General features: G+C 66.4%; 24 protein-coding genes. 11 read left to right on the forward strand and 13 right to left on the reverse strand.

From position 1 onward, the window contains the following. The first annotated feature begins 17 nt into the window (after nucleotides 1-17). From AB0F17_RS63785 to AB0F17_RS63795, 3 genes are all read left to right on the forward strand, one after another. Nucleotides 18-212: a hypothetical protein gene (locus AB0F17_RS63785; protein WP_358046541.1), complete on the forward strand. Its 195-nt coding sequence runs from the start codon at nucleotides 18-20 to the stop codon at nucleotides 210-212. Nucleotides 213-241: 29 nt separating this feature from the next. After that, entirely contained in the window at nucleotides 242-1,084 is an 843-nt protein-coding gene (locus AB0F17_RS63790; RefSeq protein ID WP_358046543.1) for a hypothetical protein, read from the forward strand. Nucleotides 1,085-1,480: 396 nt separating this feature from the next. Further along, nucleotides 1,481-2,074 carry a hypothetical protein gene (locus tag AB0F17_RS63795; protein ID WP_358046546.1) on the forward strand — a complete coding sequence of 198 codons (594 nt, stop codon included), beginning with the start codon at nucleotides 1,481-1,483 and terminating at the stop codon, nucleotides 2,072-2,074. A gap of 125 nt (nucleotides 2,075-2,199) precedes the next feature. On the opposite strand, the gene AB0F17_RS63800 is transcribed toward AB0F17_RS63795, so the two are convergent. Further along, complete coding sequence (locus AB0F17_RS63800; protein WP_358046600.1) at nucleotides 2,200-2,637, reverse strand: tyrosine-type recombinase/integrase; 438 nt, start codon at nucleotides 2,635-2,637, stop codon at nucleotides 2,200-2,202. Nucleotides 2,638-3,324: 687 nt separating this feature from the next. Between AB0F17_RS63800 and AB0F17_RS63805 the strand changes: the two genes are divergently transcribed. Next, on the forward strand, nucleotides 3,325-3,552 hold the full coding sequence (locus tag AB0F17_RS63805) for a GntR family transcriptional regulator (RefSeq protein WP_219534582.1): 228 nt from the start codon (nucleotides 3,325-3,327) through the stop codon (nucleotides 3,550-3,552). Nucleotides 3,553-3,921: 369 nt separating this feature from the next. Here AB0F17_RS63805 and AB0F17_RS63810 read toward each other — a convergent pair whose 3' ends face one another. Further along, on the reverse strand, nucleotides 3,922-4,659 hold the full coding sequence (locus tag AB0F17_RS63810; protein WP_358046549.1) for an SDR family oxidoreductase: 738 nt from the start codon (nucleotides 4,657-4,659) through the stop codon (nucleotides 3,922-3,924). A gap of 93 nt (nucleotides 4,660-4,752) precedes the next feature. Here AB0F17_RS63810 and AB0F17_RS63815 point away from each other — a divergent pair, with 93 nt between their 5' ends. Then, the gene (locus tag AB0F17_RS63815) at nucleotides 4,753-5,628 is read left to right on the forward strand and encodes a LysR family transcriptional regulator (RefSeq protein ID WP_358046552.1); all 876 of its coding nucleotides are present in this window, start codon (nucleotides 4,753-4,755) and stop codon (nucleotides 5,626-5,628) included. A 358-nt stretch (nucleotides 5,629-5,986) separates the two neighbouring features. Beyond that, nucleotides 5,987-6,253, forward strand: a complete 267-nt coding sequence (locus AB0F17_RS63820; RefSeq protein ID WP_358046555.1) for a hypothetical protein — start codon at nucleotides 5,987-5,989, stop codon at nucleotides 6,251-6,253. A 197-nt stretch (nucleotides 6,254-6,450) separates the two neighbouring features. On the opposite strand, the gene AB0F17_RS63825 is transcribed toward AB0F17_RS63820, so the two are convergent. From AB0F17_RS63825 to AB0F17_RS63840, 4 genes are all read right to left on the reverse strand, one after another. Continuing rightward, entirely contained in the window at nucleotides 6,451-8,325 is a 1,875-nt protein-coding gene (locus AB0F17_RS63825) for a BTAD domain-containing putative transcriptional regulator (protein WP_358046603.1), read from the reverse strand. 623 nt (nucleotides 8,326-8,948) lie between these two features. Then, nucleotides 8,949-9,620, reverse strand: a complete 672-nt coding sequence (locus AB0F17_RS63830; protein WP_358046558.1) for a response regulator transcription factor — start codon at nucleotides 9,618-9,620, stop codon at nucleotides 8,949-8,951. Beyond that, the gene (locus tag AB0F17_RS63835) at nucleotides 9,590-10,711 is read right to left on the reverse strand and encodes a hypothetical protein (protein ID WP_358046561.1); all 1,122 of its coding nucleotides are present in this window, start codon (nucleotides 10,709-10,711) and stop codon (nucleotides 9,590-9,592) included. Before AB0F17_RS63835 ends, AB0F17_RS63830 begins: the two co-directional genes overlap by 31 nt. After that, nucleotides 10,708-11,832, reverse strand: coding sequence for an ATP-binding protein (locus AB0F17_RS63840; protein ID WP_358046564.1), 1,125 nt, complete (start codon nucleotides 11,830-11,832; stop codon nucleotides 10,708-10,710). The genes AB0F17_RS63835 and AB0F17_RS63840 overlap by 4 nt, the downstream gene beginning before the upstream one ends. A gap of 445 nt (nucleotides 11,833-12,277) precedes the next feature. Between AB0F17_RS63840 and AB0F17_RS63845 the strand changes: the two genes are divergently transcribed. Next, complete coding sequence (locus tag AB0F17_RS63845) at nucleotides 12,278-13,594, forward strand: VCBS repeat domain-containing M23 family metallopeptidase (protein WP_358046567.1); 1,317 nt, start codon at nucleotides 12,278-12,280, stop codon at nucleotides 13,592-13,594. Between the two features lie 36 nt (nucleotides 13,595-13,630). Further along, nucleotides 13,631-14,965, forward strand: coding sequence for a VCBS repeat-containing protein (locus AB0F17_RS63850; protein ID WP_358046570.1), 1,335 nt, complete (start codon nucleotides 13,631-13,633; stop codon nucleotides 14,963-14,965). A gap of 315 nt (nucleotides 14,966-15,280) precedes the next feature. Here the strand turns inward: AB0F17_RS63850 and AB0F17_RS63855 are convergent, their stop codons facing one another. Continuing rightward, nucleotides 15,281-16,246, reverse strand: coding sequence for a VWA domain-containing protein (locus tag AB0F17_RS63855; protein WP_358046573.1), 966 nt, complete (start codon nucleotides 16,244-16,246; stop codon nucleotides 15,281-15,283). A gap of 628 nt (nucleotides 16,247-16,874) precedes the next feature. Here AB0F17_RS63855 and AB0F17_RS63860 point away from each other — a divergent pair. The 3 genes from AB0F17_RS63860 (at nucleotide 16,875) to AB0F17_RS63870 (ending at nucleotide 19,164) form a co-directional block, all read left to right on the forward strand. Then, nucleotides 16,875-17,174 (forward strand): hypothetical protein, encoded by a 300-nt coding sequence (locus AB0F17_RS63860; protein ID WP_358046575.1) that lies wholly within the window; start codon nucleotides 16,875-16,877, stop codon nucleotides 17,172-17,174. Between the two features lie 201 nt (nucleotides 17,175-17,375). After that, the gene (locus tag AB0F17_RS63865; RefSeq protein WP_358046578.1) at nucleotides 17,376-18,260 is read left to right on the forward strand and encodes a permease-like cell division protein FtsX; all 885 of its coding nucleotides are present in this window, start codon (nucleotides 17,376-17,378) and stop codon (nucleotides 18,258-18,260) included. 247 nt (nucleotides 18,261-18,507) lie between these two features. After that, entirely contained in the window at nucleotides 18,508-19,164 is a 657-nt protein-coding gene (locus AB0F17_RS63870; protein WP_358046581.1) for an NAD(P)H-dependent oxidoreductase, read from the forward strand. Here AB0F17_RS63870 and AB0F17_RS63875 read toward each other — a convergent pair. Genes AB0F17_RS63875 through AB0F17_RS63900 form a run of 6 tightly spaced genes read right to left on the reverse strand, consistent with a single transcriptional unit; the run spans nucleotide 19,107 to nucleotide 24,033 of the window. Further along, nucleotides 19,107-19,661 (reverse strand): hypothetical protein, encoded by a 555-nt coding sequence (locus tag AB0F17_RS63875; protein WP_358046584.1) that lies wholly within the window; start codon nucleotides 19,659-19,661, stop codon nucleotides 19,107-19,109. The two genes, AB0F17_RS63870 and AB0F17_RS63875, sit on opposite strands and share 58 nt — an antisense overlap. Next, on the reverse strand, nucleotides 19,658-20,044 hold the full coding sequence (locus AB0F17_RS63880) for a carboxymuconolactone decarboxylase family protein (RefSeq protein WP_358046586.1): 387 nt from the start codon (nucleotides 20,042-20,044) through the stop codon (nucleotides 19,658-19,660). Before AB0F17_RS63880 ends, AB0F17_RS63875 begins: the two co-directional genes overlap by 4 nt. Nucleotides 20,045-20,047: 3 nt before the next feature. Next, nucleotides 20,048-21,256: an MFS transporter gene (locus tag AB0F17_RS63885; protein WP_358046589.1), complete on the reverse strand. Its 1,209-nt coding sequence runs from the start codon at nucleotides 21,254-21,256 to the stop codon at nucleotides 20,048-20,050. A gap of 7 nt (nucleotides 21,257-21,263) precedes the next feature. Next, nucleotides 21,264-21,776 (reverse strand): aromatic-ring-hydroxylating dioxygenase subunit beta, encoded by a 513-nt coding sequence (locus tag AB0F17_RS63890; RefSeq protein ID WP_358046591.1) that lies wholly within the window; start codon nucleotides 21,774-21,776, stop codon nucleotides 21,264-21,266. Next, nucleotides 21,773-23,092 carry an aromatic ring-hydroxylating dioxygenase subunit alpha gene (locus AB0F17_RS63895; protein ID WP_358046594.1) on the reverse strand — a complete coding sequence of 440 codons (1,320 nt, stop codon included), beginning with the start codon at nucleotides 23,090-23,092 and terminating at the stop codon, nucleotides 21,773-21,775. The genes AB0F17_RS63890 and AB0F17_RS63895 overlap by 4 nt, the downstream gene beginning before the upstream one ends. Beyond that, nucleotides 23,089-24,033 carry a glycosyltransferase gene (locus AB0F17_RS63900; RefSeq protein WP_358046597.1) on the reverse strand — a complete coding sequence of 315 codons (945 nt, stop codon included), beginning with the start codon at nucleotides 24,031-24,033 and terminating at the stop codon, nucleotides 23,089-23,091. Before AB0F17_RS63900 ends, AB0F17_RS63895 begins: the two co-directional genes overlap by 4 nt. Nucleotides 24,034-24,113 lie beyond the last annotated feature (80 nt).

Genomic DNA, 24,113 nt, shown 5'->3' on the forward strand with positions numbered 1-24,113 from the left:
CTTCGGCGTTGGCGAGGATGAAGGACTTCCCCGATGCTGCCCTGACGGCTCTGGTCGAGCGGACGGCCGATCTGCTGGAGGAGCCGTGGGATGCGCAGGTGCTGTATCCCGGACGTACGGACTACCGGCAGGCCACCTTCGGTGATTACGGCCTGCTTCACTTCCACGTCGATGAAAAGGCTGAGCTGATCACCATCTATGAGTTGGTCTGAGCTGGTTGATCAGCTGGACCCTGGGGCGCATGAACGACGATGTCTATTCGGGTCACCACTGGCGTTCCCTGTACGAGGGCGTCTTTGACCACGAGGGCGACGGGCTGGGCGACATGCTGCTGCGGTGGCTGGATGAGCATCCGGGGCACGTGGCGGAGGTGCGTGAGGTGGGCCAGCCCGAAAGTCACCTGATCCCTCTGGGGAAGCCTCCCAGGAGGGGATACAGCACGCTGGTGCGGTTGTATGCCGTGAACCGCATCCTCGACCTGCTCATCCTGAACTACCAGGATCCATCGGACGATTCGGGAGAGAGCCCGGACGAGGCTTACCCACCGGTCGGCATCTATCCCGCCTTCTGTGAGGCGCTGGGCGCCGACCGGATCGGCAGGCGGGGCTTCCATCCGTTCTTCCACGAGGTCATCGAGGTGCGGCCGGTCGACGATCCCGACGAGCCCCCCTCGATCGTCGAGGAGCGCTGGCCCGGTTACATGATGGGATCGATGCTGCTGATGCGGGCCGGGGTGGTCGTCACCGCCGGGGCACGGCATCTGGTTGCGGGGGTCGCCGATCGCTCCAGCCTGTATTGGACCTTCTGGCGCCGGTCACGATCCACCCACGACCTCTCGCACGGTTGGGGGAGCAACTCACAGTGGGGAACTGACTTCCGCCGCGACTACCTGGTCGACGGCCGATTGCACTACAACGCGGACGAGGCCCTGAATCCGCACCACGAGGAGCGGGGAGACGACGAGGACCTCGGCCCGGCGTCGATGATCGAGATTGTCCGGTACCGGTGCAGCACCGTCGTCGATCACGGTGATGACCTCTTCCCTTACAACGATCACCATGTCGAGCCGGCCCTTGCGGATTAACCTTAGGCACCCCGGCCCTGTCGGAAGGCGTGGAATCGATGAAGAGGACCTCATCCGAGCCGTGGCCGCGGAGGTGCTCTACAGCAGTGCCGTACAGCAACACCGCCTTACACGATCACACGTCGCCGGTCCACATCTACCGCCTGACCAGGCCGGGGCGCTCTTGACGAGGCGTCTACCCTTCCCTACGGATCAGAAGGTTGGGGTTTCGAGTACCTCCGGCCGCACAGAGCATCAAGGCCCGTTACCAGGGAAAACCTGGAACGGGCCTTCGTGTTTGTCAGGACAATCTCGGGATCTTGCTAACACCGCTGCTAACACGAGGCGATCACTCCTTGGTAGCGGACTTGTTAGAGTTCCGCCGTGATCCCGCAGGCCCGCTGAAAAGAGTTCTCGATGACGTTCCGGCAGCACATGGAGCAGGAGGCGGTGCGCACCCTGGCAGAGTTTCCAGAAGAGTCGGGGCCCGAGATATACACCGTCACGTTCCGGATCGACAGCGTCGACCAAGACCCCCGGTTCCCGTACCTGGCGATCGGCTACAACACCGAAACCGAGGTGGCCCGGCTGCTGGCGGAGCCGAGCTCGCCGGAGGCATGGGAGGCTCGCTGGAGTTACGCCTATTTCCCGCCGTCCGGGCTGGAGGGGCGCCGCATCGTTGGCCACCACCCCGAACACGATCCGGCCGGTGCTGAGTTGCACCGGCGGGAGGCGGTGGCGCAGGGCCTCTGGTACGAGGACGAGGACGGGCTCTCCGAACAACAGCAGGACGAGCGTGGCGAACGGCTTGACGAGCAGTTCCACGAACTCTGCGTCGATCTGGCGCGGCAGCTCCACGCGGATGGCCAGATCGCCGAGACCCTGGGAAGGCCACTGCCGGTGGTCCTCTATGACATGTTCAACCCCGACGAGATGTTCGCCTTGACCAGGGTTGCCAACCCGGCGGAACTGGTCACAGAGTTCCTGGCGGCGGACCCGGAGAGGCGCTGAAGAAGAGCCAGGGCAACCTAGCGCTGGCGGCATCAAGGCCCGCTACCAGGGCAAACCTGGAACGGGCCTTCGTATTTGTCCTGATAATCTCGGGATCTTGCCAACGCCCCTGTTGCACGGGGCGATCACTCCTTGATCGCCTGGGCGAAGACGTCGGCCGCCGAGGCTTCTGCCGAGCGGATCACGTGGGCGTAGACCCGCAGGGTGATCGAGGGATCCGCGTGGCCGAGCCGGGCCGCCACGACGTGCACCGGGACACCCGCCAGGAGCAGAGTCGTCGTGTGGATGTGGCGGAGGTCATGAAGCCGGGCGTGGGGGAGCGGACCCTGCGCTTCCCGTTCGTTGTGGCGCTTGATCAGGATCGGGAAGGGCGAGCTGACGGTGTCCGGGTGGATCGGTTCGCCCCAGCCGGTCGTGAACACGTACGTGCTGGCTCCTCGCCACTCGGGGCCGACCTTCAGCTTGTCCCCTGCCTGCATCTTTCGCTGGTTGCGGAGGACCTGGGTCGTCTGCTCGTCGATGCTGATGATGCGCTTCTGGCCGCTCTTCGTGCTGCCCTCGATGCCCTCGCCGTGCGAAACCGCAGGTCGGGCTTCGACCTGCGGAAACGGCCGTCACAGATCAGTTGAGAATCGTGACGCTAAGTGCGCGAGCTATGGGTTCGGCGTGTCATCACCTCGCTTCGCCGCGCATGATGCGCTGCCACAGCGTTTCCGCATCACCGACCTTCATCCATGGACTGTCGACGACGGTCCACGGGGAGACGGACCGGTCATGCCGCCGTATGAATCCCAGTCCGCCGGCCCTGCAGTGTTCGAAGACCAGAGGTAGGCACTCGCAGGTGTGGGCCCGGATGCGGACGCGATCCATACGCCGCTCGACGGGTGACCATGCCACCGATGTGGCGTCCCGCCGAGGCGAGGTGGGATGCATGCTGTGAAAATCGCCGAACGCGGCCACAGGCTCACCGTCCCTCATAGCGCACGAGTGCCCATGTCGGGTTGGCGATGCCCGAAGAGCACGGTCGATGAATGGGCGTTGGTGAGCGAGCAACCAGCTCGAACCGTATGGTGCGCCCTCACGGGGCGGCCAGCGGGAGCGCACGAGCGGAGCCCCACCCGGAGGGGCTCTGGACCTTCGCTCACCAACGCCATACAGAGAGCCTATATTAACCTGTCCTAACATGTCTACGCCATTGCTAAGCATGGCTGTTATATGCCAGAAGGTCCAGAGATACCTAAAGTCGTCCTATGATCGAGTGGGACCCGAGGCTCTACAAGTGGGAGCAGATAGCAAATGTCGTCGCGGAACGCATCGAAAGCGGTATCTACCCTTCTCTCACCTTGATCTCCGAGGTGAAGCTTCAAGAGGAGTTCGATGTTGCCCGTGTCACCGTACGGAAGGCCATGGGAGCCCTCAGAGACCGAGGCCTGATCACCACCAAGCCGGGCAAGGGCTCCATAGTCGCGCCGCAGTAGCCATGTCCAGTGTTCGACTCCCCAAGCATGTCCCGCTTTGCGGGGATCATGTGGCCGTAACAACGACAGCGACGAGCCCAAGAACAGGCACTCAGCCAGAAGTAGGCTCCTGGGCCGTGAACCAGCGGATCGACTACTACGACGACCTGGGCGCGCCTGCCCCTAACAGCCTCGTCCCGTCCGTGAACGTCGTGATCACCACGATGCCGGCGATGTGCTGCTTAGCGAAGGGCGGTCCCGGATTGGGAGCCGCCCTGTTCGGTTCTGGGGGTCAGCATCGTTGGACGCTGTTCAGGTAACTGTGTTGCTGCCTCTCCCTCGACATCGATGCCGGCCTGTCCGCCCCGACATGCGGTCAGGGATCATCCCTTACCAGGGGACGACGCCTTCGTCCTCGTAGAACGCGCCGGACGGGCCGTCGTTGGGCAGCGTGGCGAGCCGAATCGCCGTGGCCGCGCCCTGCTCGGGGGTGCGGGGGCCGTGGAAGCTGGTGAAGGCGGTCGCGACCAGGCCCGGGCAGGTGGCGTTGATCAGGATGTTCGTATCGGCGAACTGCCGGGCGTACTGGACGGTCACGGCGTTGAGAAACGACTTCGACGGCGCGTAGGCCGCCATGACCGGACCGATCTCGATGTCCGGGTCGGTCTGCCGGGTCACGGAGCCGACGCTGCTGGAGATGTTGACGATGCGCGGCGAGGACGAGCGCCGCAGCAGCGGGAGCATCGCGTTCGTCACCCGGATCACGCCGACGACGTTCGTCTCCACGACCGTGCGGACCAGGTCGAGGTCGAGCGTGGTCGGGTCCTGCACCCAGCCCGGATCCAGCTGTCCGGAGATGCCCGCGTTATTGACCAGCACGTCCAGCCGACCGGCCTCCCGCTCGATCAGGTCCGCGGCGTCGGCGACGCTCTGGTCGCCGGTCACGTCCAGCGGCACGCCTAGCGCGTCGACCCCGGCGGCGCGCAGCTTCTCGACGGCGGTCTCGCGCCGACCCGCGTCCCGCGCTCCGACGGCCACGCGGTATCCGAGGGCTCCGAGCCCGGTGGCGATCGCGTATCCGATTCCCTGGTTCGCGCCAGTGACAAGCGCGATCTTCGTTTCGTTCATGCCGTCCAGGCTCGCTCCCAGGTGGGCGCGCCGGCCAACACTGATCGAGTTCGCTGTCATACCCGGTGGGTATCGCTGGCGTACGCTGTGGCCGTGGACACCTTGGAGACTCGCGAGCTGAGGTACTTCGTGGCCGTCGCCGAGGAGCTGCACTTCGGCCGGGCCGCCGAACGCCTCGGCATGGCCCAGCCGCCGCTATCGCGCGCGATCCAGCAGCTCGAACGGCGCCTCGGCGTCTGCCTCCTGGAACGCAACCGCCGTGGCGTCGCGCTGACCGATGCCGGACAGGTGCTGCTGTCCGAGGGCCGCGCGACACTCGACGCGGCCACCGCCGCCGCCCGCCGCACCCGCCGCGCCGGCGGAGCCGACAACCCGGGCGGCGCGCGCAACCGTCTGGTGCTGGCGGTGAAGACCGCCGCAGTTCACGAACTGCTCCAGACGCTCCTCGACGCCTACGCGGCCCAGCCCGACGCCGCCGAGGTCGAGGTCCTGCAGTGCCGCATGTGCGACCAGGAAGCACGGCTGCGCGACGGCAGCGCCGACGTCGCGCTCATGCATGTGCCGTTCAACTCCCTCGCCGGGTTCGACAGCGAGGAACTCATGGCTGAGGGTCAGCTCGCCGTCCTGCCCGCCGGACACCCCCTCGCCGCGCGCAAAACCTTGTCCATGGCCGACATCAGCGACCTCCCCGACCTCCCACGAGCACGCTGGCCCAGACACGGCATTTACCCCCCCGGCCCAGGCCCTGAGATCCATGACCAGACGCAGTTGGCCCAATTGGTCGCCCTGGGACGCACCGTCACGGTCATGCCGGAATCCGCGCGCGCCTGGCTGTGGTCCGAGCACGCCGCCATCCCTCTGACCGACGCGCCCTCCGTCGTCACACACATCGCCTGGCCCACGCATAGCCGCTCACCAGCCCTGGCCAGCCTGATCAGGACCGCCGTACAGCTCGAATTCTCCCGATAGAGCTCTGTCACCGCCCGCGCCGCGGCGCGAGTGAGCTTGGCGCGAGCCGGTTTGCAAGTAGGCGCTCACATCACGGGCACCGGGCGCAGGACACGAGGTCGTCAGTCGAGGCCGTGACGATCGCTCACTTCGGTACTCGTCGTTATGGCTGGGGCGATCGCTGCCGCGGAGGTCGGTCGCGTGTTGACGGGGCATCTGCCTTGCCCTACGGATCAGAAGGTTGGTCTCGAGTAATCGCCGGACCCTCTCAACCGTTTGGATGAGAGGCGCGTCCAATGCATTGAACGAAGTTGCGCTGTCTGAGTCACTGGGGCGTCTCCATGATCCCTTATGGGATCCAGCGGAGAGGGGAGTAGGTATGGGGATCTTCAAGCAGGCCACGAACGACGCCTTGGCGGCCAATGCCCGAAACGCCGCAGCTGAGGGACGCACGGTATTCACGGCTCAGATCATCAGTGAGATCGGGCATCTCAACGTTTCCGGTGAGATCGAGAAGCTCGGCCGTGGCATCGAGGTAGTTGAAGCCCAGGGGTGGAAGCTCGACACCGTGAACACGCTCAAAGTAGACAAGATGACTGGGGATCGTCCGCTTTTCGTGTGCGTGTTTCGTCGTCACCAGTGGTGAGGTGATAGGCGACGCGCTGCCTGATTCTGCGCACAGATGGTTTTCATGTCCACGCCCTCTCCGTGCAGCCAGGTCGTCGCGGTGTGTCGGCGGTGCTGGTGGCTGACCGCGATACCGGCGCTGGCTGCTTGGCGGATGTCATCGTCGAACTCTCCGCCCACACGTCTGGAGCTGTCCGCGCCGGGGCCGATCAGGACCTATCTATTCGTGGCTGTGGCCAGGTAGTGACGGAACGCGCGGCGGGTAGCGGTGACGCGCACGGGTTCAGGCACATGGAGGGCGGCCTGCTCGCGGGCATAGAGGCGGATCAGATCCTGCATCCGATAGCGGCCAGGCCCAGCGGGTTCGAGAAGGCGGGCGTCTAGGAGGTGGTTGAGCGCGGTTTCGGCGCGGTGTTCCGGCCAGTCCGCGAGGGCAGACGCAGCAGGCACCGTGTGAGTGGGGGTTTCCAGCAAGCCGAGCAGGAGGAACGTGTGGGCGGCGTCGTGACCCACGGGTTCTCCCGGGAGGTGCTGAAGGCTGACTGCGATGCTGTCGCGGATCGCCAGGTCGGCGTGTTCGAGGGCATCAAGGCGGCGGTTGGGGTCGGCGAGCTGATCGGCCAGATAGGTCAGCGTCCGATCGGGCTGTGCAGCCAGGCGCGCCGCTGCGATGCGCAGCGCGAGAGGAAGGCCGCTGCACTGCCGGACGATCTGCTGCGCCGCATCCGGTTCAGCCCGGACTCGGCCGGAATCCGCGATGCGGGCGAACAGCGCGGTGGCGTCGGCAGGGTCGAGCCCGGTCAGACGAAGGTGGCTCATGCTGTCGAGCGAGGCCATGATCTGGCGGCTGGTGACGATGACCGCGCACGAGGGCCCGGCGGGAATGAGCGGCCGGACCTGGCTCGCGTCGAGCGCGTCGTCGAGGATGACGAGCAGTTTGCGCGTCGAGGTAAGTGATCGGTAGCGGGCGGCGGCCTCGTCCACGGTGGCCGGCAGGGCGGCGCCGTCAAGCCCGAGTGAGCGCAGCAGTCGGCAGAGGACCTCGAACGGCGGCAGTGGCTGGAGCCCGGCGGTGGCGGCGCCCAGGTCTACGTAGAGAACGCCGTCGACGAAGCGATCAGCGATGGCGTGCGCGACGTGAACGGCGAGCGCGGACTTGCCGATCCCGCCTGGACCGTGTATTGCAGCGACGGCCGGTAATCCGGGCACGGTGTCGGTGAGCGTCCGGCGCAGCCAGGCCATTTCCGTGGCACGGGCGGTGAACACCCGGGTGTCGGCGGGGAGTTCGATCGGGATGACGGGCTTGGCGAGTGTGGTTCGCTGCGCAGGAGAGGAGAGGTGGAGTGCGGGATCCTGCCGGAGCACCGCCTGCTGCAGCCGACGCAACGCCGCTCCTGGTTCGATGCCCAGCTCATCGAGCATGACACGGCGAGTCTTCTGGTACACCGCGAGAGCTTCGGACGATCGGGCGGCCCGATGCAACGCCAGCATCAGCTGAGCGCGAGGACGTTCCCGCAGCGGGTGGATCTCGGCATGGGCGGTGAGCACCGGCACCACCGCGTGATGATCACCAGCTGCCAGGCGTAGGTCCATGTGGTCCTCTAGCGTGGTCAGGCGCTCCTCTTCCAGTCGGGCGGACTCGACCTGGGCCCATGGGGCGGTTATGCCGACCAGCGCGTCACCTCGCCACAGTGTCAGAGCTCGTTGGAACAGCTCGTTGGCCGTCGTGATCTCGCCGTGAGTTCGTGCGGCGCGTGCCTGGCGTCCCAGAAGGGAGAACAGGTGGGCGTCGATGCGCTCGCACGCAAGGTTCAACTGGTATCCGCCGGAGACGGTAGCGATGACTTCGCCGTCCTGGTGCGGCGAGAGTAAGCCGCGCAGCTTCGACACCACGATGTGCAGTTGCTTGCCTGCTGTCGTCGCTGTGCTTTGGCCCCACACCTGGGTTAGGAGTTCTTCCGCGGAGACCGGCTGCCCAGCGCTCAGTGCCAGCCTGGCCAAAACCCCGACTCGGCGCTCACCGGTCAGTCTCACCGGCTCACCGTTCGCCGTGGTCTCCCATGGTCCCAGGATTTTGATCTTCAGTCCCATCAGGCTCTCCTTGTCATAGTGGACAACCGACGCGAGTGGATGGAGCCGCCGCTCGTAGGAGCAGGACAGCCAAAGCCATGCCGACGGCCGTCCTGCCCGGTGAGTCGACGCACAGCGCGAACGCCTCAAGCGCCGTGACCCCAATCCCGGCGATCATGCTGGTCCACAGCGTCTGGACGGACGACTCAGACTGGAACGGCGTCATCGCCAGGCAACGGCGCGGTTCATCAATACCGCCGCCGACCCCCGTTTGAGTGCTGGTCCACGTCTCCGCGTTCATCCCCGGCTGAGGAGAGAACATCGTCGGTCTGTCCGTGGTCATGCCGAAAGCTAGATCAACACCGGTCCCACTCGCCTGCGGAATGCCATCGGCTGACTCCGCGACATCGGCCAGAACTAGTCGATCACACAAGTCCTCACTGAATATGCGAGCAATCGTGAGAACGCCCGTCGCACAAGATCAACGGCAAGATAGAAAACCTCTCCATCGCTTTCACCTTCATTCCTGGTACCCGCTGCCCGTCGCAGGGGATATCCGCGCGGACTCGCCGCGACTGATCGCCACTCTATGAAGGCGCAGGGCGCACCGGTGTCCGGTGAACGCCCTACAACGAGGTCACCGTTCAGTTGAGCTCGGCGAGTGTGATGAGTCCGTCGTCGAGGGCACGACCGACGAGCTCACTCTTGGTACGAGCGGCCCGTCCCACGTTGGCGTACTTCACCCGCACCCGCGCGATATAGGTGTCAACGGTCTTTACAGTGATGTTGAGCTTCGCGGCCACGAGTTCCTTGGACGCGGACACGAACCACGCCCGCAGTACATCGGTTTCACGCTGGGACAGGCGTGGCCGGCCGGGATCGTCATTGGTGATGAGTGCCCCGGACAGCGACGGCGCGGTGTAGGGCTCACCCCGCGCGGCCGCTCGGATGGCAGGCACCAGGTGGTCGGGCCCCTCACGCTTGGTCAGGTAGGCGAGGGCGCCGAGGTCGATGCATTTGATCGCGGTCGCATCGTCGGTGTGCTGGGAATACACGACCACGCGCCTTCCGTTGTCGACCAGCCTGCGAAGCTCGCCGAAGTCCGGTCGGCGCGGCACCAGTTCCAGATCGAAAATCACCACGTCGGCTATGGCGCCGGGTCCGGTCCAGACATTGGCGAGCCGGTCCCCGGCATCGATGAGGTTGATCGGTGGCACGGCTTGGGAGCACCAGAAGTGCACGCCTGCGGCGATGGCCGCATGATCGTCTACGATCACCGCGGTGATCAGCTCGTCCGCTGCCGAATCGGCTGCCATCGGGCCTCCATCCAGACCGTATCGTCGTTGTTCAACGCCTCGACATGGACGCCAGGTGTCACCGGGCTCGGCACGTTCACCTCACCGCAGTCCGCGACCACGCTGACCGACACCAGGTCCCCACTGCCCATGACGGTGACCCGTGCCCGGGAGACGGTGGTGGCGAGCACGATGAGCACCGCATCGGTGAGATCGCGCCGAATGGCCACGGGCGGCTCGGGCCACTGGCCTCGTGCGTCCAGCTCCACCACGACGCCCTTGCGATCCGCCACGTCGATGCAGTGACGCAGCTCGTGCAACAGGGGATTCGCGACATCATCAGCCTCGGCGAACAGTCTCCGCATCCGGGCCGCCTCGATGGCGCACCGCCGCTGGACCACCGGGTCCTCGGGGCGCAGCGAGCCGTCGGCGAGCCCCTCCAGGAGCGGGATCGTGGTCGCCGACAACTCGGCGAGCCGCTGCTGCCTGCGGCCGTGGGACTCGGCGGCGACGGCCTCGGCGATGCGTACCCGCTCGATTTCCCTGCGGGAGGTCGCCGCCGCCGCGCTTAGGCCACGCATGACGGCTGCCACCACGGCCACGCACAGAGGAAGGCCGAACACGGTCACCGAGCCGGTGGCGAACCGGGCCAAGTCCCTCCGGCTGGGGTCATCGAGCAGGAGCAGGTGCAGCAGGGCAGTGAGCTCGTGGGCCAGCAGGAACGACGCGGTGGTCCTCAGTGGGCGATCGAGCAATACGACGATGCCCACCCAGTTGGCGGCGCCGAAAATCCAATCGACCTCGGTCGATGTGCGCCCATCCGGCAGGGTCACATACGACAGTGCGGACGCGCTGAGCACGATGGCGATGGCAGGCCCGCGCAGCCGGCTCCATGAACGCCCTCGAACGAGCAGCGTCGCCTCACCGGCGAGCACGGCTCCCAGCGCCGCGAAGGCGGCCAACTGCGTGAGCGGTGATTCATAAGTGTCCAAGTGACGCAGCAAGTGGGCCAGTCCGAGCCCGAACACGATTGCCACGGCGACGAGCAGCGTCGCGATCCGCAGACCGTGCCTTAGCTGCGCGCGCGTCGCCTCTTCGACGGTGTCACTCATTGGCCGGCATGCCACTCCAGCCGTACGAGGGTGCCCTCGCCCTCGGCGGAGGTGATCGTGGCCGTGCCACCGACGCGGCTCATCCTGCCGCGCACGGACTCGCGTATGCCGCGCCGAGTGGCCGGCACGTCCGCCGGCGAAAATCCCTTCCCCCGATCGGCGATGTCGAGTCGCAGTGTCCTCTCGCTTCCGCGCAGCCGAACGGTCGCGCGCGTCGTGCCCGCGTGGCGACGTACGTTGGTAAGGGTTTCCCGTGCCGCGTCGGCGGTCGCCTTGGCGATGTCGTACGGAAGCCGCAACTGCACGGGGGCGTCGAACTCCACGGTCAGATGCGTGGCGTCGAGGTCAGCGCGCAGCAGGTCGACGAGGTCTGCGTACGGCGGTGCCTGCCTGCTGTCAGAGCGCAGCCAGTCCAGATCGCGGCGCGCCTGCGGTGCCAGCCAATCCGCGTCCGAACGCACCTGCCCGATGCCGACCATCAGCAGGGTCGTCGCCGCCGTGTCGTGTAACGCGTTGGCGAGCTCGCGTTCCTCCGCACGGGCTGCCGCGGCCACCAGCGACTCGCCGCGCGCTCGCACGGCCTCGGCCGCCATTCGGTCGGCCCGTTCCGCGGCGCGCTTTACGAGCACCCAAGCCGCTCTGGACAGCGCGGCCGCTGGGATCGCCCACGCTGTCCCTGTGATCAGGCTCGCGTCCAAGTCCACCGCTCCCGCAGCGATGAGGAGGACCACCGCCCCACCCCCAGCCGCCAGCGCCGCCGCGCCGCCGGCCAGCGGCGGAGTGTGCCACTGGCACGTCACACAGGCGAAAGTGACCAGAAGCCGCAGCCACCCGGAGTTCCTGTCCTCGACGGCGCCGGTCCAGAAAACGCTTGCGAACAGTCCGAGCATGACGACCACGTCGAGGGCGATCGGCACGTTCCCCCGGCCCATGCGCAGCCACCACGCGTATCCGCAGGTCCAGGCGGCTGCGGCACCGACCACGTACGCCGTGGTCGTCAAGTGCTCGGGAGAGGTACGGGCCAGGGCGATTGCGCAGATCGGAACGAGCGTCGCCAGGCGCACGGCGGCCGCATATCGGCGGCCGAAGCGCACCAGCAGCCGCACTGCTTCCTCCGCCAACCGTCACCTCTCAGCTCACCCACTCGCGATCTTGCTGTGACGCTTAACGAGTCGCCCTGTCCCGTCGTTCCCAGCACGTGTAAGACGGCCGCAAGCCGCCGCGTCAGCTCGACATCCATGCTGGTGCGTCGCAGTTGATCCTCCGGCCGGTTCGCCGTCGACCCGAAACCATCCGGGCCGCCTCATGTCCCGGTCCCTGGAAATGACCGGCTGAAGCCGAGCCCCTGGCACAGGAGCGCCTTGGCGGCCCAGTCCCCAACTCCCCGGTACTTCGGCCCACGCCGGGGCTTGCCGGAGGGGCCCATCGGACCCGTGGCCTCGGCGCTTGTTGCGACATGCCGGGTCTATACCGCCAGAACCTACTGTCGGGTAGCGCTTCGACACGCACGACGGAGCTTCCTCCGCGAGTCAAGCCTTTCCCCAAACCTTCAGCGAAAGGAACAACGTGCTGAAAAGAAGCTTTGCAAGCGCGACCCTGCTCCTGACAGTTGTGGCCGGTGGCCTGGTCGCGACATCGGCTCCCGCCGCAGCAGCCCCGGACTTCCAACTGCCCTTCCCCTGCGGCACGAAGTGGCGGCTGAACACCTGGGACTCCACGCACGCCCCCGCCCTGGACATCGTCCGCGAGCCGCAATCGGAAACCGAGGGCTCGCTGCTGGTCGCCCCGGCGTCCGGCACGGTGAAACAGTCCTATTATCACAGCAACGCCGGCAACATGATCCAGATCGACCACGGTGGCGGCCACTTCACCACCTACATTCACCTCCAGTCGCGTGCGGTGAGCGTGGGCGACAGGGTCACACAGGGACAGACCATCGGGCGGGTCGGGCACACCGGCCCCACCTCGAACGGAAGTCCGCACCTGCACTACGAGCAGGGCTACGACGCCAACGGCGACGGAACCGTCAGCTGGGGCGATGTGGACACCGAGCGCGTCACGGCCAGGTTCGGCAGCAAGGCGTACGGCCCCGCCCCCGGCGGCGAATGGCGCAACATCGAAAGCCGCAACGGCTGCAAAACCAACCTGTTCGGTGCGGATTTCAACTCCGACGGGATCGGTGACATCTTCTCCGAAACGACCGGCACGCTGACCATCTGGAACGGCAAGGGCAGCAACAACTTCGCCACCCGGCAGGAGATCGGCGGCGGCTGGTCAGCCTTCAGCAAGCCCGTGGCCGGCGACTTCAACAACGACGGCATCAGCGATCTGGCCGCCATCAAGAACGGCAGCACCCTGTACATCTGGAACGGCGAAGGCGGCAACGAATTCGGCCCCGCCATCGAGGTCGGCGGCGGCTGGGGCGCCTACGACGGCACCCTGACCTCTCTGGGTGACGTCAACAAGGACGGCCACGACGACATCGCCGCCATCGCCGACGGCACCCTGTACATCTGGAACGGCGAAGGCGGCAACGAATTCGGCCCCGCCACCGAGATCGGCCCCGGCTGGTCGGCCTTCAGCAAGCCCGTCGGCGGCGACTTCAACAACGACGGCATCGGCGACATCGCCGCCATCAAGAACGGCAGCACCCTGTACATCTGGAACGGCGAAGGCGGCAACGAATTCGGTCCCGCCACTGAGGTCGGCGGCGGCTGGGGCGCCTACGACGGCACCCTCACCTCTCTGGGTGACGTCAACAAGGACGGCCATGACGACATCGCCGCCATGGCCGACGGCACCTTGTACATCTGGAACGGCGAAGGCGGCAACGAATTCGGCCCCGCCAACGCCATCGGCCCCGGCTGGACCCCCTACTTCTAACCCAAGCCGCGCCCCTATCAGGACTGGGAGCAACACATGTTGTCAACGACGACGGCGGCACTGACCGCCTTCGCGATCCTTGCGTTATCCACGCCGGCACACGCCGCGAACCCCGACGAACCTCTTGCCGGCGAAGTGACCGCCGCTTACGCGACCGCACCCTGCGATCCGAACGGTCCGACCAGTGCGGACGCCGCGACCGCCACCCAGCTGAATGCCATACTGACGGCCAATCTGGATGGCCACATGAACGCGTACCGCGTCTCATGCGCCCGCATGGTCGTCAAGGCCGTTCGCGATCGCGGACTGGCGCCTCGAGCCGCGGTCATCGCGATCGCCACCACCATCGTGGAATCCAGCATCCAGAACGTCGCCGAAACGGTCGACCATGACAGTCTCGGCCTGTTCCAGCAGCGCGGGTCATGGGGCTCCGTCGAACAACGACTCAACCCCATCTGGGCCACCAACGCCTTCCTCAACAAGATGATCAGGACCTACCCGAACAACGCCTGGAAGACGGCACCGGTCGGCGAGGTGTGTCAGGCCGTACAGGGCTCCGCCTATCCGGATCGCTACCAGCCCGAGGCCGGGGACGCGCAAAAGATCGTCGATGCCCTTTGGAAACCGGGCAGCCTGTTCGGTGCGGATTTCAACTCCGACGGGATCGGTGACATCTTCTCCGAAACGACCGGCACGCTGACCATCTGGAACGGCAAGGGCAGCAACAACTTCGCCACCCGGCAGGAGATCGGCGGCGGCTGGTCAGCCTTCAGCAAGCCCGTCGCCGGCGACTTCAACAACGACGGCATCAGCGATCTCGCCGCCATCAAGAACCGCAGCACCCTGTACATCTGGAACGGCGAAGGCGGCAACGAATTCGGTCCCGCCATCGAGGTCGGCGGCGGCTGGGGCGCCTACGACGGCACCCTCACCTCTCTGGGTGACGTCAACAAGGACGGCCACGACGACATCGCCGCCATCGCCGACGGCACCCTGTACATCTGGAACGGCGAAGGCGGCAACGAATTCGGCCCCGCCACCGAGATCGGCCCCGGCTGGTCGGCCTTCAGCAAGCCCGTCGGCGGCGACTTCAACAACGACGGCATCGGCGACATCGCCGCCATCAAGAACCGCAGCACCCTGTACATCTGGAACGGCGAAGGCGGCAACGAATTCGGTCCCGCCACTGAGGTCGGCGGCGGCTGGGGCGCCTACGACGGCACCCTCACCTCTCTGGGTGACGTCAACAAGGACGGCCATGACGACATCGCCGCCATGGCCGACGGCACCCTGTACGTGTGGAACGGCGAAGGCGGCAACGAATTCGGCCCCGCCACCGAGATCGGCCCCGGCTGGACCCCCTACTTCTAACCCAAGCCTCCGCGGACCACTCCGGCGGAGCTGATCTTGCTAACGCAGTCGCTAACAACGGCCTTGACGAACGTGTACGGAGCTGGGGCCGAAGTCCTGCGGGAGGCCATCTGAGCAGGCTGTTCTGTTCGCTGCGGCTTCGTACCTGGGGGTGGACGAGGCGTACCTGTGGCCGGACGCGCTCACTCGTGAGCAGGTCGCCGCAGCATCGGAGAGCGAGGTCATCGCGATCTATCCGCACCGCTGGGCCGTCCCCGAGACATCTGGGAACGGCTGTTCTCGTCGGCGTCGCGTAAAAGTAAATATCCGTTGCTGTCACCGGGCAGGGCGAGACCAGTTCAGCTTGATCGGAGTCAGCAGCGCCAGGGCGGCCAGCGCAAAGGTGGGTAGCAGGGCCCAGCGCAGCACCTGGTAGCCGACTTCCTGCTGTTTGGTCGTGGTGCCGAGCGAGGTACCGATGCTCTCGTACACCTCATCCAGCGAGTTGGCCGTCCGGGCGTTGTAGGCGCGTCCGGCGGTGCCTTCAGCCAGAGCGCGCAATGTTTCCTCGTTGGGAGGGACGTCAAGGCGGTGGCCGTCGATCTCGACGGCGCCGTCGGGCGTGCCGAAGGCGATGGTGGAGACCGGCACTCTGGCCGCGGCGGCGGCCTTGGTCGCATCGGGCACGACCCGGCCGGAGGTGTTGTCGCCGTCGGACAGCAGCACGATGGCGGCCGGTGGTGGATCGCTCGCCGCATGCTGGTCGAAGGAGCGGATCGCGTCCAGGCCGGAGAAGACCGCTTCGCTGATGGCGGTTCCGGGAGCGGGTTTCAGCGCGTCGATCGCCCGGATGGCCGCCGGGTGGTCGAGGGTGGGCGCCACCACCACCGCCGCGGATCGGGCGAAGGAGATCAGGGCGACGTTGAACCGCTCGGGCAGGCTCGTGATGAACATCTTGGCCGAGCTCTTGGCGGCCTCCAACCGGGACGGCGGAATGTCGGTGGCGATCATCGACAGGGACACGTCGATGGCCACGATGATCGTGGCCCGCTCGCGGGGAACCTGAACGGAGGCGGCCGGGCGCGCCGCGGCCACGATGAGCAGAGCCATCAGCACGACGAACACGGCCGCCGCGATATGCCGTGACCAGCCAGGACGGCAGGGCGCGAGCAGATCGAGCAACCTCGGGTCGGTGAAGCGCGCCATATGCCGGGGCCGCCTGAACTGGACGGCGATGTAGCCCGCCAGGACGATGGTCAGGACCGCGAACGACCACAGCCAGCCGGCGGCCAGAAAGGCCATGCCCCCTCCCCATAACCCATCGGCAGGGGGGCAAGGTCAAGTCTAGTTCTCCTCGTTCTCCCACCTTCAAATGGTTCGGCGCCTCGCTACCTGCGCACTCTTGCCGGTCACTTGCGATGTAGACACCGACATCAACCAGCTGTACCGCGCCAGCGGCCTGATCAAGGCCGGAGCGTCCATCGAAGCCGTCCGACGCTGACTCGGCCACGCCAGCACCGAGATCATGCAGCTGTACGCAATGCTGGACGGCAAGGTCGCTGACGCCCCGATCCGCTCCGTTCAGCAAGGGTGGGCAACGCCTTGATCACCGATCGCATGAGCTGGTCAATCGGAAAATCCCGGATGTCGTTCTTCAACGACACGACGGTGAGCCAGTCGCGCCCAACGCTCTGGGCGGCGTCTGGACCGTGCTCTACTTCTTCCCTGGCGCCTTCGCCCCCGGCACCCAGGACTACCCGCCCGGTTGGGCCGACATCCCGGGCGCCATGGGTTGCACTCCGGAGTCCCTCACCTAAGCCTCATGGCATGCCGACTTTGAGGCGTCCGGTGCCACGATCCGAGGCGTCAGCACCCAGCGCCCCGACCAGTTGGCCGCTATCGAGGAGAGTTCTACTCCACGCTGATGCCGTTGACGGCGCTCCTGGAGTGGGTGGAAGGCGATTCGTGCCTGGCCGTCAAGAGAAATGGCAACACGGAGAACCTGTTCTCGACGTTCGTTCCCATCTGGCCAGAGGGTACGAGACCCGTCCGAGCATCAGACGGCCGACGCGGCATCGACGTTCCCAAGGTGGGACTGATCTATGAAGGCGCTCTGTTCGAGACGGTCGGTTCGGAAATTCCCACGATACGCGAGGCGCCTAAGACGTGCGCCGTTCATGATGGGTTCTTCGTGGTCGAGCCTTGGGGGATGAAACGCTTGCACAGCTGACGCAGAATACAAGGCGACTCACCTGCTTCCGGGGCCAGACCAACTCGCCAGGTCTTCCACGCCCGAGGAAACACTGCGGCGGATCGGTGCGATCATGCAATGTCGGGAACCGTCGGCAGCGAACGTCCATCCGCGGATCGTGGTCGAGGCGATGATGCCGGCCTGTGTTTCCGAGTCCCTGATCGTCAAGCGAGGAGTGCGGTGAAGCGCTGGTTATGGCGTCTGACGGTCTCGGCCGTCGTGGCGCTTTCAGGAATGACCGGGCCGGTCGTGTTCGCCGAGGCGGCGTCGGCCCCGGAGGTCAATGTTGGCGAAGACCGGGAGATCGCTGTCTTCCTGTGTACGCCGTCCGCGGACGGGTGCCACAAGCGGTATGCCACGGCGAAGCAGAGGCGGGACGTTGAGACGTTCCTGAAGGCCACGCCTGAGGTGACTGAGGTGCGCTTCGTGAGCCGGGCCGCGGCGTACGCGAGCTTCCGCCAGGAGTTCGCCGGCCAGAAGAAGGTGCTGGCGAGTGTGCGGGCCAAAGACCTGCCGGAGTCGTTCCGCGTGCGGGTGTCGGGAGAGGCCGACCGAACCCGGATCGCGCTCTCGGCGAACGGGCGGCCAGGGGTAGGGCTCGTCGTCGACCAGGCAAAGATTAGGGTCGATGCTCCGTTGAAGCCGGAAATATCCGTATTCCTATGCATGAAGGGGACGTATTGGCCTGCCTGTCTGCATGGGCGGGGCAAGGCGAACAAGTCTGCGGCCACAGCCAAAGAGAAGAAGGCGATCGTTGCCGTCATCGAGCGGATCCCCGGGCTCGAATCGTACGTGTACGAAGACCAGAGGGCGGCGTACCGGGACTTCGTCAAGACGTACGCGGACAACGAGGCGCTCGTCTCGGCCACCAGGGTGTCGGACATGCCCGAGTCGTACCGGCTGACGATGCGGCCCAAGGCCGACCTGGCCTCCCCGAGCCGTCGGCTGAAGCGGATGCCGGGGGTGAGCCAGGCGTACGACCAGGGGTGCCTGTTCCGGAAAGCGAGACTGTTCTCGGAATACGGGTTGGAGAAACTCTCACCCGTGTCCGAGGGCTGCGGGTAAGAGCGGCGGTACAAGCCCTCGAGCGGCATCCATAGTAAGAGTCTCCACGAAACCCGGCGCGGTTCAAGCGACAAAGTGCGGCGTCACAGCCCGACGGCGGTGAGGGCGCCTGTTCGTGGTTTTTTCGATACCCATTTCGGTAGTGCCCAATTGTGGGTAGGTTGAGGCTGCCTCAGTGTGCGGCCACGGGGGTTTCGTCAGGTGGCCGGTCTTGGGTGGCGCTGAGCGGACAGGGGAGACCCTTCGGATGAAGATCGTTGCGTTGTCCTGCACGCAGAAGCGCCTCCCGTCGCTGACCGACGCGCTGCTCGAGGCGGCGATCACCGGCGTCGTCCGGGAGGTCGGTGACGCGGAGATCCAGCGGATTCGGTTGATCGACCATCGCATCTTGATGTGCGAAGGCGAGGACACCTGCCTTGATCCCGAGGTGGGCCGGTGCACGCTCGACGACGACTTCGAGCATGTCGTCGATCTGGCCGAGGGTGCGCAGGCGATGCTGCTCGCCATGCCGGTGTATGCGGGGAACGTACCCGCGGTGCTGAAGATCTTCCAGGAACGCTTGAAGAGCTTCATGAACGCCACGCAACGCCCGTTCGGCAACCTGCTGGTGGGGACGATCGTGCATTCGCGCACGATGCTGACCGAGCCCGCACTGGGATCGTTGTTCCCGTGGTACCTGCGCTTACGGAACAAGAACGTGGCGTCGGCGTGCTTCACCCAGAACGATCATCAGGACCTGACCCGCACCGCGGCGATCGACCTGTGTGTGGCCGTGGGCCGGCAACTCGGCATGACGCTCGACGGCAGCCGGTCGCCGGCCGGCGACCGCACGGCACTGCCGTTGGTTCAATCACCGGCTCGTCCGCGGTGCGGTGACCCGGCCGCGTCCTCTCCTGGAACGTGAGGAGATCCTGAAGCGTGAGGAGATTCCGCGCGCCAGGTGCAGCCGTCGCCCGCCTGTTCGCATGACACCGTGACGTCTGGTTCCACGTAGCGGGCGGCGATGGCGGTGTTGAGTTCCTGGCAGTACGGGCACGGTGACGAGAACGTCAGTACGACGCCGGCGCGGGCGGCCTGTTTGCGGTACCGGAGGATCCCGCAGTCGGCGTTGCGCAGGACGGTGCCCGAGGGCTGGGGCTCACTGGTCACTGCCGAGTCGTACAGCAACAGCTGACGCTGCAGCCGGGTCATGAAGTGATCGGTGGCGGATACCCCGGCGGGCCGTTGCGCTTGCAGTAGCTTCGCGGTGATGCGGGAGTTCGCCTGGATCCACGCAGCCAGGCCTTCTTCGCCGTGCTCTCCCAGGATGAACTCCTCCGCGGCCGCCTGGGCCTCGAAGAACCGCTGGCGCCACAGGTCGACCTTTTCGGCCGGGTCGAGGGGAGACGGTTCACTGGTCATGGTCCGGCGTCCCTCTCGGTGGCGCCGTCCAGCTCGGCGAAGACCTCCTGGGCGACGCGCAGCCCGTTGTTGGCGACCGGCCAGCCACCGTAGTAGGCGAGCTGAATGATGACTTCGACGATCTTCTCTCGCGACATCCCGAGGTGCAGGGCGGCACCAATGTGGCCGCGCAACTCCCAATCGGTCCGCGCCAGCGTGACCGCGGTCAGCGCGACCAGTTCGCGCTCCTCGACGCTCAGGTGCGGGCGGGTCCAGATCTCACCGAACAAGTGGTCGACGGTGATCTGCAGGAACTCCGGGTAGGAACCCGGGCGCGGTTCGCGGCCGAAGACCTGCTGGAACATGGCCTCACCCCGCTCATGTCGGGCAGACGGCTGATTCATCGATCAACTCCTTTGTGTTGGCCGAACAGTTGTCAACGTCCACGACGCCACGAAGGCGACGACAAGCAGCGCGGCGCCGCTGCCGAAGGCGGCCGGAACACTCACCCGCTCGGCGATGAGCCCAACGACGACCGGTCCGACTACGGCGCCGACATCGGTGCACATCGAGAAGACGGCGACGCCACTGCCGGCCCGGCCGGCGACGGCGTCACCGATCAGCGCGGCCGGTGCGGCGTTGAGCAGCGCTGATCCCGCCGCGTACACACTGAGCAGGACGACGAGCCAGGCGTAGCTGTCCACGAACACCAAGGCTGTGATCGCCGCCGCAGCCACACCGGTGCCGGCGATCATGGCGGGCCGACGGCCGGCCCGATCGACGACCCAGCCGGCCGGCATGATCAGCAGCGCCTGAACGCCGGCGGATATCGTGAACGCCCACCCGACCCACGTCACGTCATGTCGCCACGCCACAACCACCGTGGGGACCAGTGCGCTGCGCAGCCCGAACAAGACCCATCCCTGCGCCAACGCCGCGAGGCAAGCCACCAAGTAGCGTCGATCCCGCAGCAGGACCGGTAGCCGGACCACGTCACGGCCAGGCTCCGCACCGGCGGTTCGGCCGGTGCGGAGCACCGCCAGTGTCAGTACCGCGGCGGCCAGCAGCAGCACGGCGTACGCCACGAACGGCGCGGACAGGGCGATGAGAGCGAGGAGCCCGCCCAGTGCCGGTCCGCAGATCCCGCCGAGCAGGAAGCCTGCTTCGAACACCGCGCTGGCCCGGCCCCGCTGGTCGGCCGGCGCGATCGCCAGGAGTGTCGCCAGTGCGGACACCGAGAACAGCACTGAGCCGACACCGCCGAGGCTGCGGAACACCAGCACCTGCCCGTAGGACCCGGCGAACGCCGTCAGGGCCGAGGAGACCGCACATAGCAGCAGGCCGGCGACCAGGACTGGCCGCTCCCCGAAACGAACTCCGAGCCGGCCGCAGAACGGACTGGTGGCCAGCCGCATCAACGCGAACAGGGCGACGAGCGCTCCGATCTGGGTGGGTCCGGCCCCGAACGTCGCCGCGTACACCGGGAGCACCGGGAGCACCAGTCCCAGGCCCAGCATGACGCAGCCACCGACGACACTGAGGACGTAGACCTCGCGAGGGAGACTCGGCTGGGCGGGGGCAGCGGGTGGGACGCTGCCAGGGCCGGCCGCCGTCACTGTCCGCTCACAGGATGATGCTGAGCTTTCCGTGCTCGTACAACGTCTCGTGGTCGAGTACCACGACCCGTCTCCGGACCCGGAACGACTCGCCCTCGACAACGAGCTCGAACCGGCATTTTCCGACGTAGGCGTCAGAGCGCCCGTGCCCGAACCGGTACACGATGACATTCGCCGCCACGTCGAGGTGCGTGCCCCGATCGGTCAGGATCTCCACGTTGCTGATCATCCGATTCGTCCGCGACCGAGGGTTCTCGCACCACACCTCACCGTTGAGGAGTTGTTCGATCCGCTGGCGTAGCCGGGCGGCATCGTCGTCGATGAGCCCGAGCGCATCGGCCGTCTCGCCGCGGACGTCGGTGGCCGGCACCGAGTAGCGGATGTCGTCGGTCAGCATCTCGTCGTACCACTCGAGCAGGCGCCACTCGTCGAGCAGCCGCGCCTCACGGAAAAGGAACTGGCTCACCCGGTGCCACAACCGCACCTGGGCCGCTTCGTCGACCGTCAGCTCGGTGGTCATCGTAATTCTGCCTCGTGCATCTCGGCCCGGTGAGCGACCTCGAGGTGACCGTCGTCGCCGTGCATCAGCCGGTCCCACTGCCGCCAGAACTCGCGGGCGGGAAGTTCGTCGGTCGTCTCGGGGACCTTTTTATTCATACCGCGTGACAGATCCGAGTAGCGGACCGTGCGGTTGAGATAACCCCGCTGGCACGACTCGACGATCTCGATGTCGTCGGGAGTGGCGAAGCCGGCGGGGCCGAGGAACGTCAGGTAGTGACTCTTGCGGAGTTCCCGGATGTCCGGATCCTCGTCCTTGGGGGCCAGGGCGACCGAGGTGATGGCCATCTGGCCAGCGCCGATCGGGTCGATCTTGCGGATCGTGATCGCGATCGCGTCGATGATCATCAAGTTGGGGAAGATCAGCACCGCACGATTGGTGCCGGTGATCCGTTCGGCGCGTTCGGCGCCGAACCGGTCGACGAACCGTGCGGCCGTCGCCTCGATCCGCGGCCGGACCTCGGCGCCGAACATCGGCGTCCAGTAGGCGAGCGGGCGGGCTGCCGCCGGTGGCAGCTCGTTGGCTCCATGCCCCAGTCCGAGGGCGCAGCCGAAGCCGCCTCGTCGTCGTGGTGGCACCGATCCCAGCGACTCCATGTAGCCGACGTAACGCTTGTGCAGGGCCCGGAAGTGGTAGATGTCGACGCTGTTCTCCATCATGAGCTTCCAGTTGGCCCGAGCCCCGTGGAGTTGCGCACCTTGGATCACCTCCATCCCGACCTCGGACTGGTCGTCGATCAGATCGAGGTAGTCCGTCGCACCCGCCAGGTACTCGGTCAAGGTGCGCGGCTGCTCCGGATCGAAGGTGACGAACACGAAACCGCGGTAACCGTCACTACGGTGCTGCGCCAGGCCGAAGTCCGCCTTCCGGAAGCCTGGCCCGTACCCGTCCGGGATCGGGACCCCTACCAGGTCGCCCTGGTTGGAGAACGTCCAGTCGTGATACGGGCACCGGAACGATCTGGCCTGCCCGGCCGGCTGCGAGCAGATCAGAGCCCCGCGGTGAGTGCAGCTGTTCGCGAACACCCGGATCACCCCGTCGGACCCGCGCGCCATGACCACCGGGCGCCCGCCGACGTCGCGTGCCACGTAGGAGTCCGGCTCGGGCACCTCCGATTCGTGCCCGACGTACAACCAGCAGCGATCGAAGATCCTGGTCATCTCCTGTGCGGCCAGGTCGTCGTCGGTGTAGGCGCGGCGATCCACCCGGAACGAGAGGCGCTCAAGATCATCGATCACGATCGGGTCGCCCACCGGCCGCTGCAGTTCGATCGTCACTGCTGCCCCTCTCGCTGTAGCCTCTCGACCGTGCTGATGACCAGCTCGGCCGTGCGCACGGCAGAATCGCCGCACTCCGGCTGCGCGGCGCGCAGCCGGGCCCGGTAGTCCCGGGCGGGATCGAGCAGATCGGTGACAGCGTCAGCGACCGCCTGCTCGGTGACGCCGGCCGGCTCCAAAGCCGTCCCGAAGCCCGCGCTACCCACGAAGTACGCCTGGACAGGCTGATCCACCGCCAGCGGGATCACCAGCATCGGTGTCGCCGCCCGGATCGACTCCGCCACGGAGTTGTAACCGCCATGGGTGATGAACACGTCGGCGCGCTCGAGCACCTCACGTTGCGGCAGATACGGGGCGGTGAGCACTTCGTCGGGCAGCGCGAGCTCCTCGGCGAGATCTCCTACCGCAGCGATCACCTGTGCACCGGTCGCCGCCGCCCCGATGATCACTGTGCGCAGCAGGTCCGGCCGCCGGTAGAAGATCGTGCCGAAGGAGACGTACACCACCGGGCGGTCGGGGTCGATCCGATCCAGGCCCGAGAAGGCGACCTCGTCGCCGCGGGTCCCTGCCGCACCCGGCAACCCGACCAGCTGCACACCGTCGTCGGTGACCGCGTCGTCCCCGACGAGAGCGGGAATCGTCGGCATCAAATTGAGAATGGGCGAACGCGCCGAATGGGTCCGGGTCGACCACAACACCCCGTGCCTGGTCAGATAGTCGCCGACCTGCTCGTCGTACGGCCAGCGACCTCGTCGATGCTCGCTCGGGCATACTCCACCCAGGTTGGCCCAGATCATCCCGTACGGCACGCCGGACGCCTGCGCGCCGACCATGGCCGACGCCGTGACCGGCAGCGAATCGACGAGCACGAAATCCGGTGCCGTCGAACGGAGCGCGTCAGCTGTCTGGTCTGCCACCGGCGACGACTTGTGGAACGCCACGTAATTCCCCTGGGGTTCGTTGCAGGTTATTCCCCCAGGTCCTAGCCTTGATCCTTTTCTAGTGGGTGTCGGGTTTGTCT

The sequence above is a fragment of the Nonomuraea sp. NPDC026600 genome (genome assembly GCF_040638335.1).
In the GTDB taxonomy this organism is placed as follows: domain Bacteria; phylum Actinomycetota; class Actinomycetes; order Streptosporangiales; family Streptosporangiaceae; genus Nonomuraea.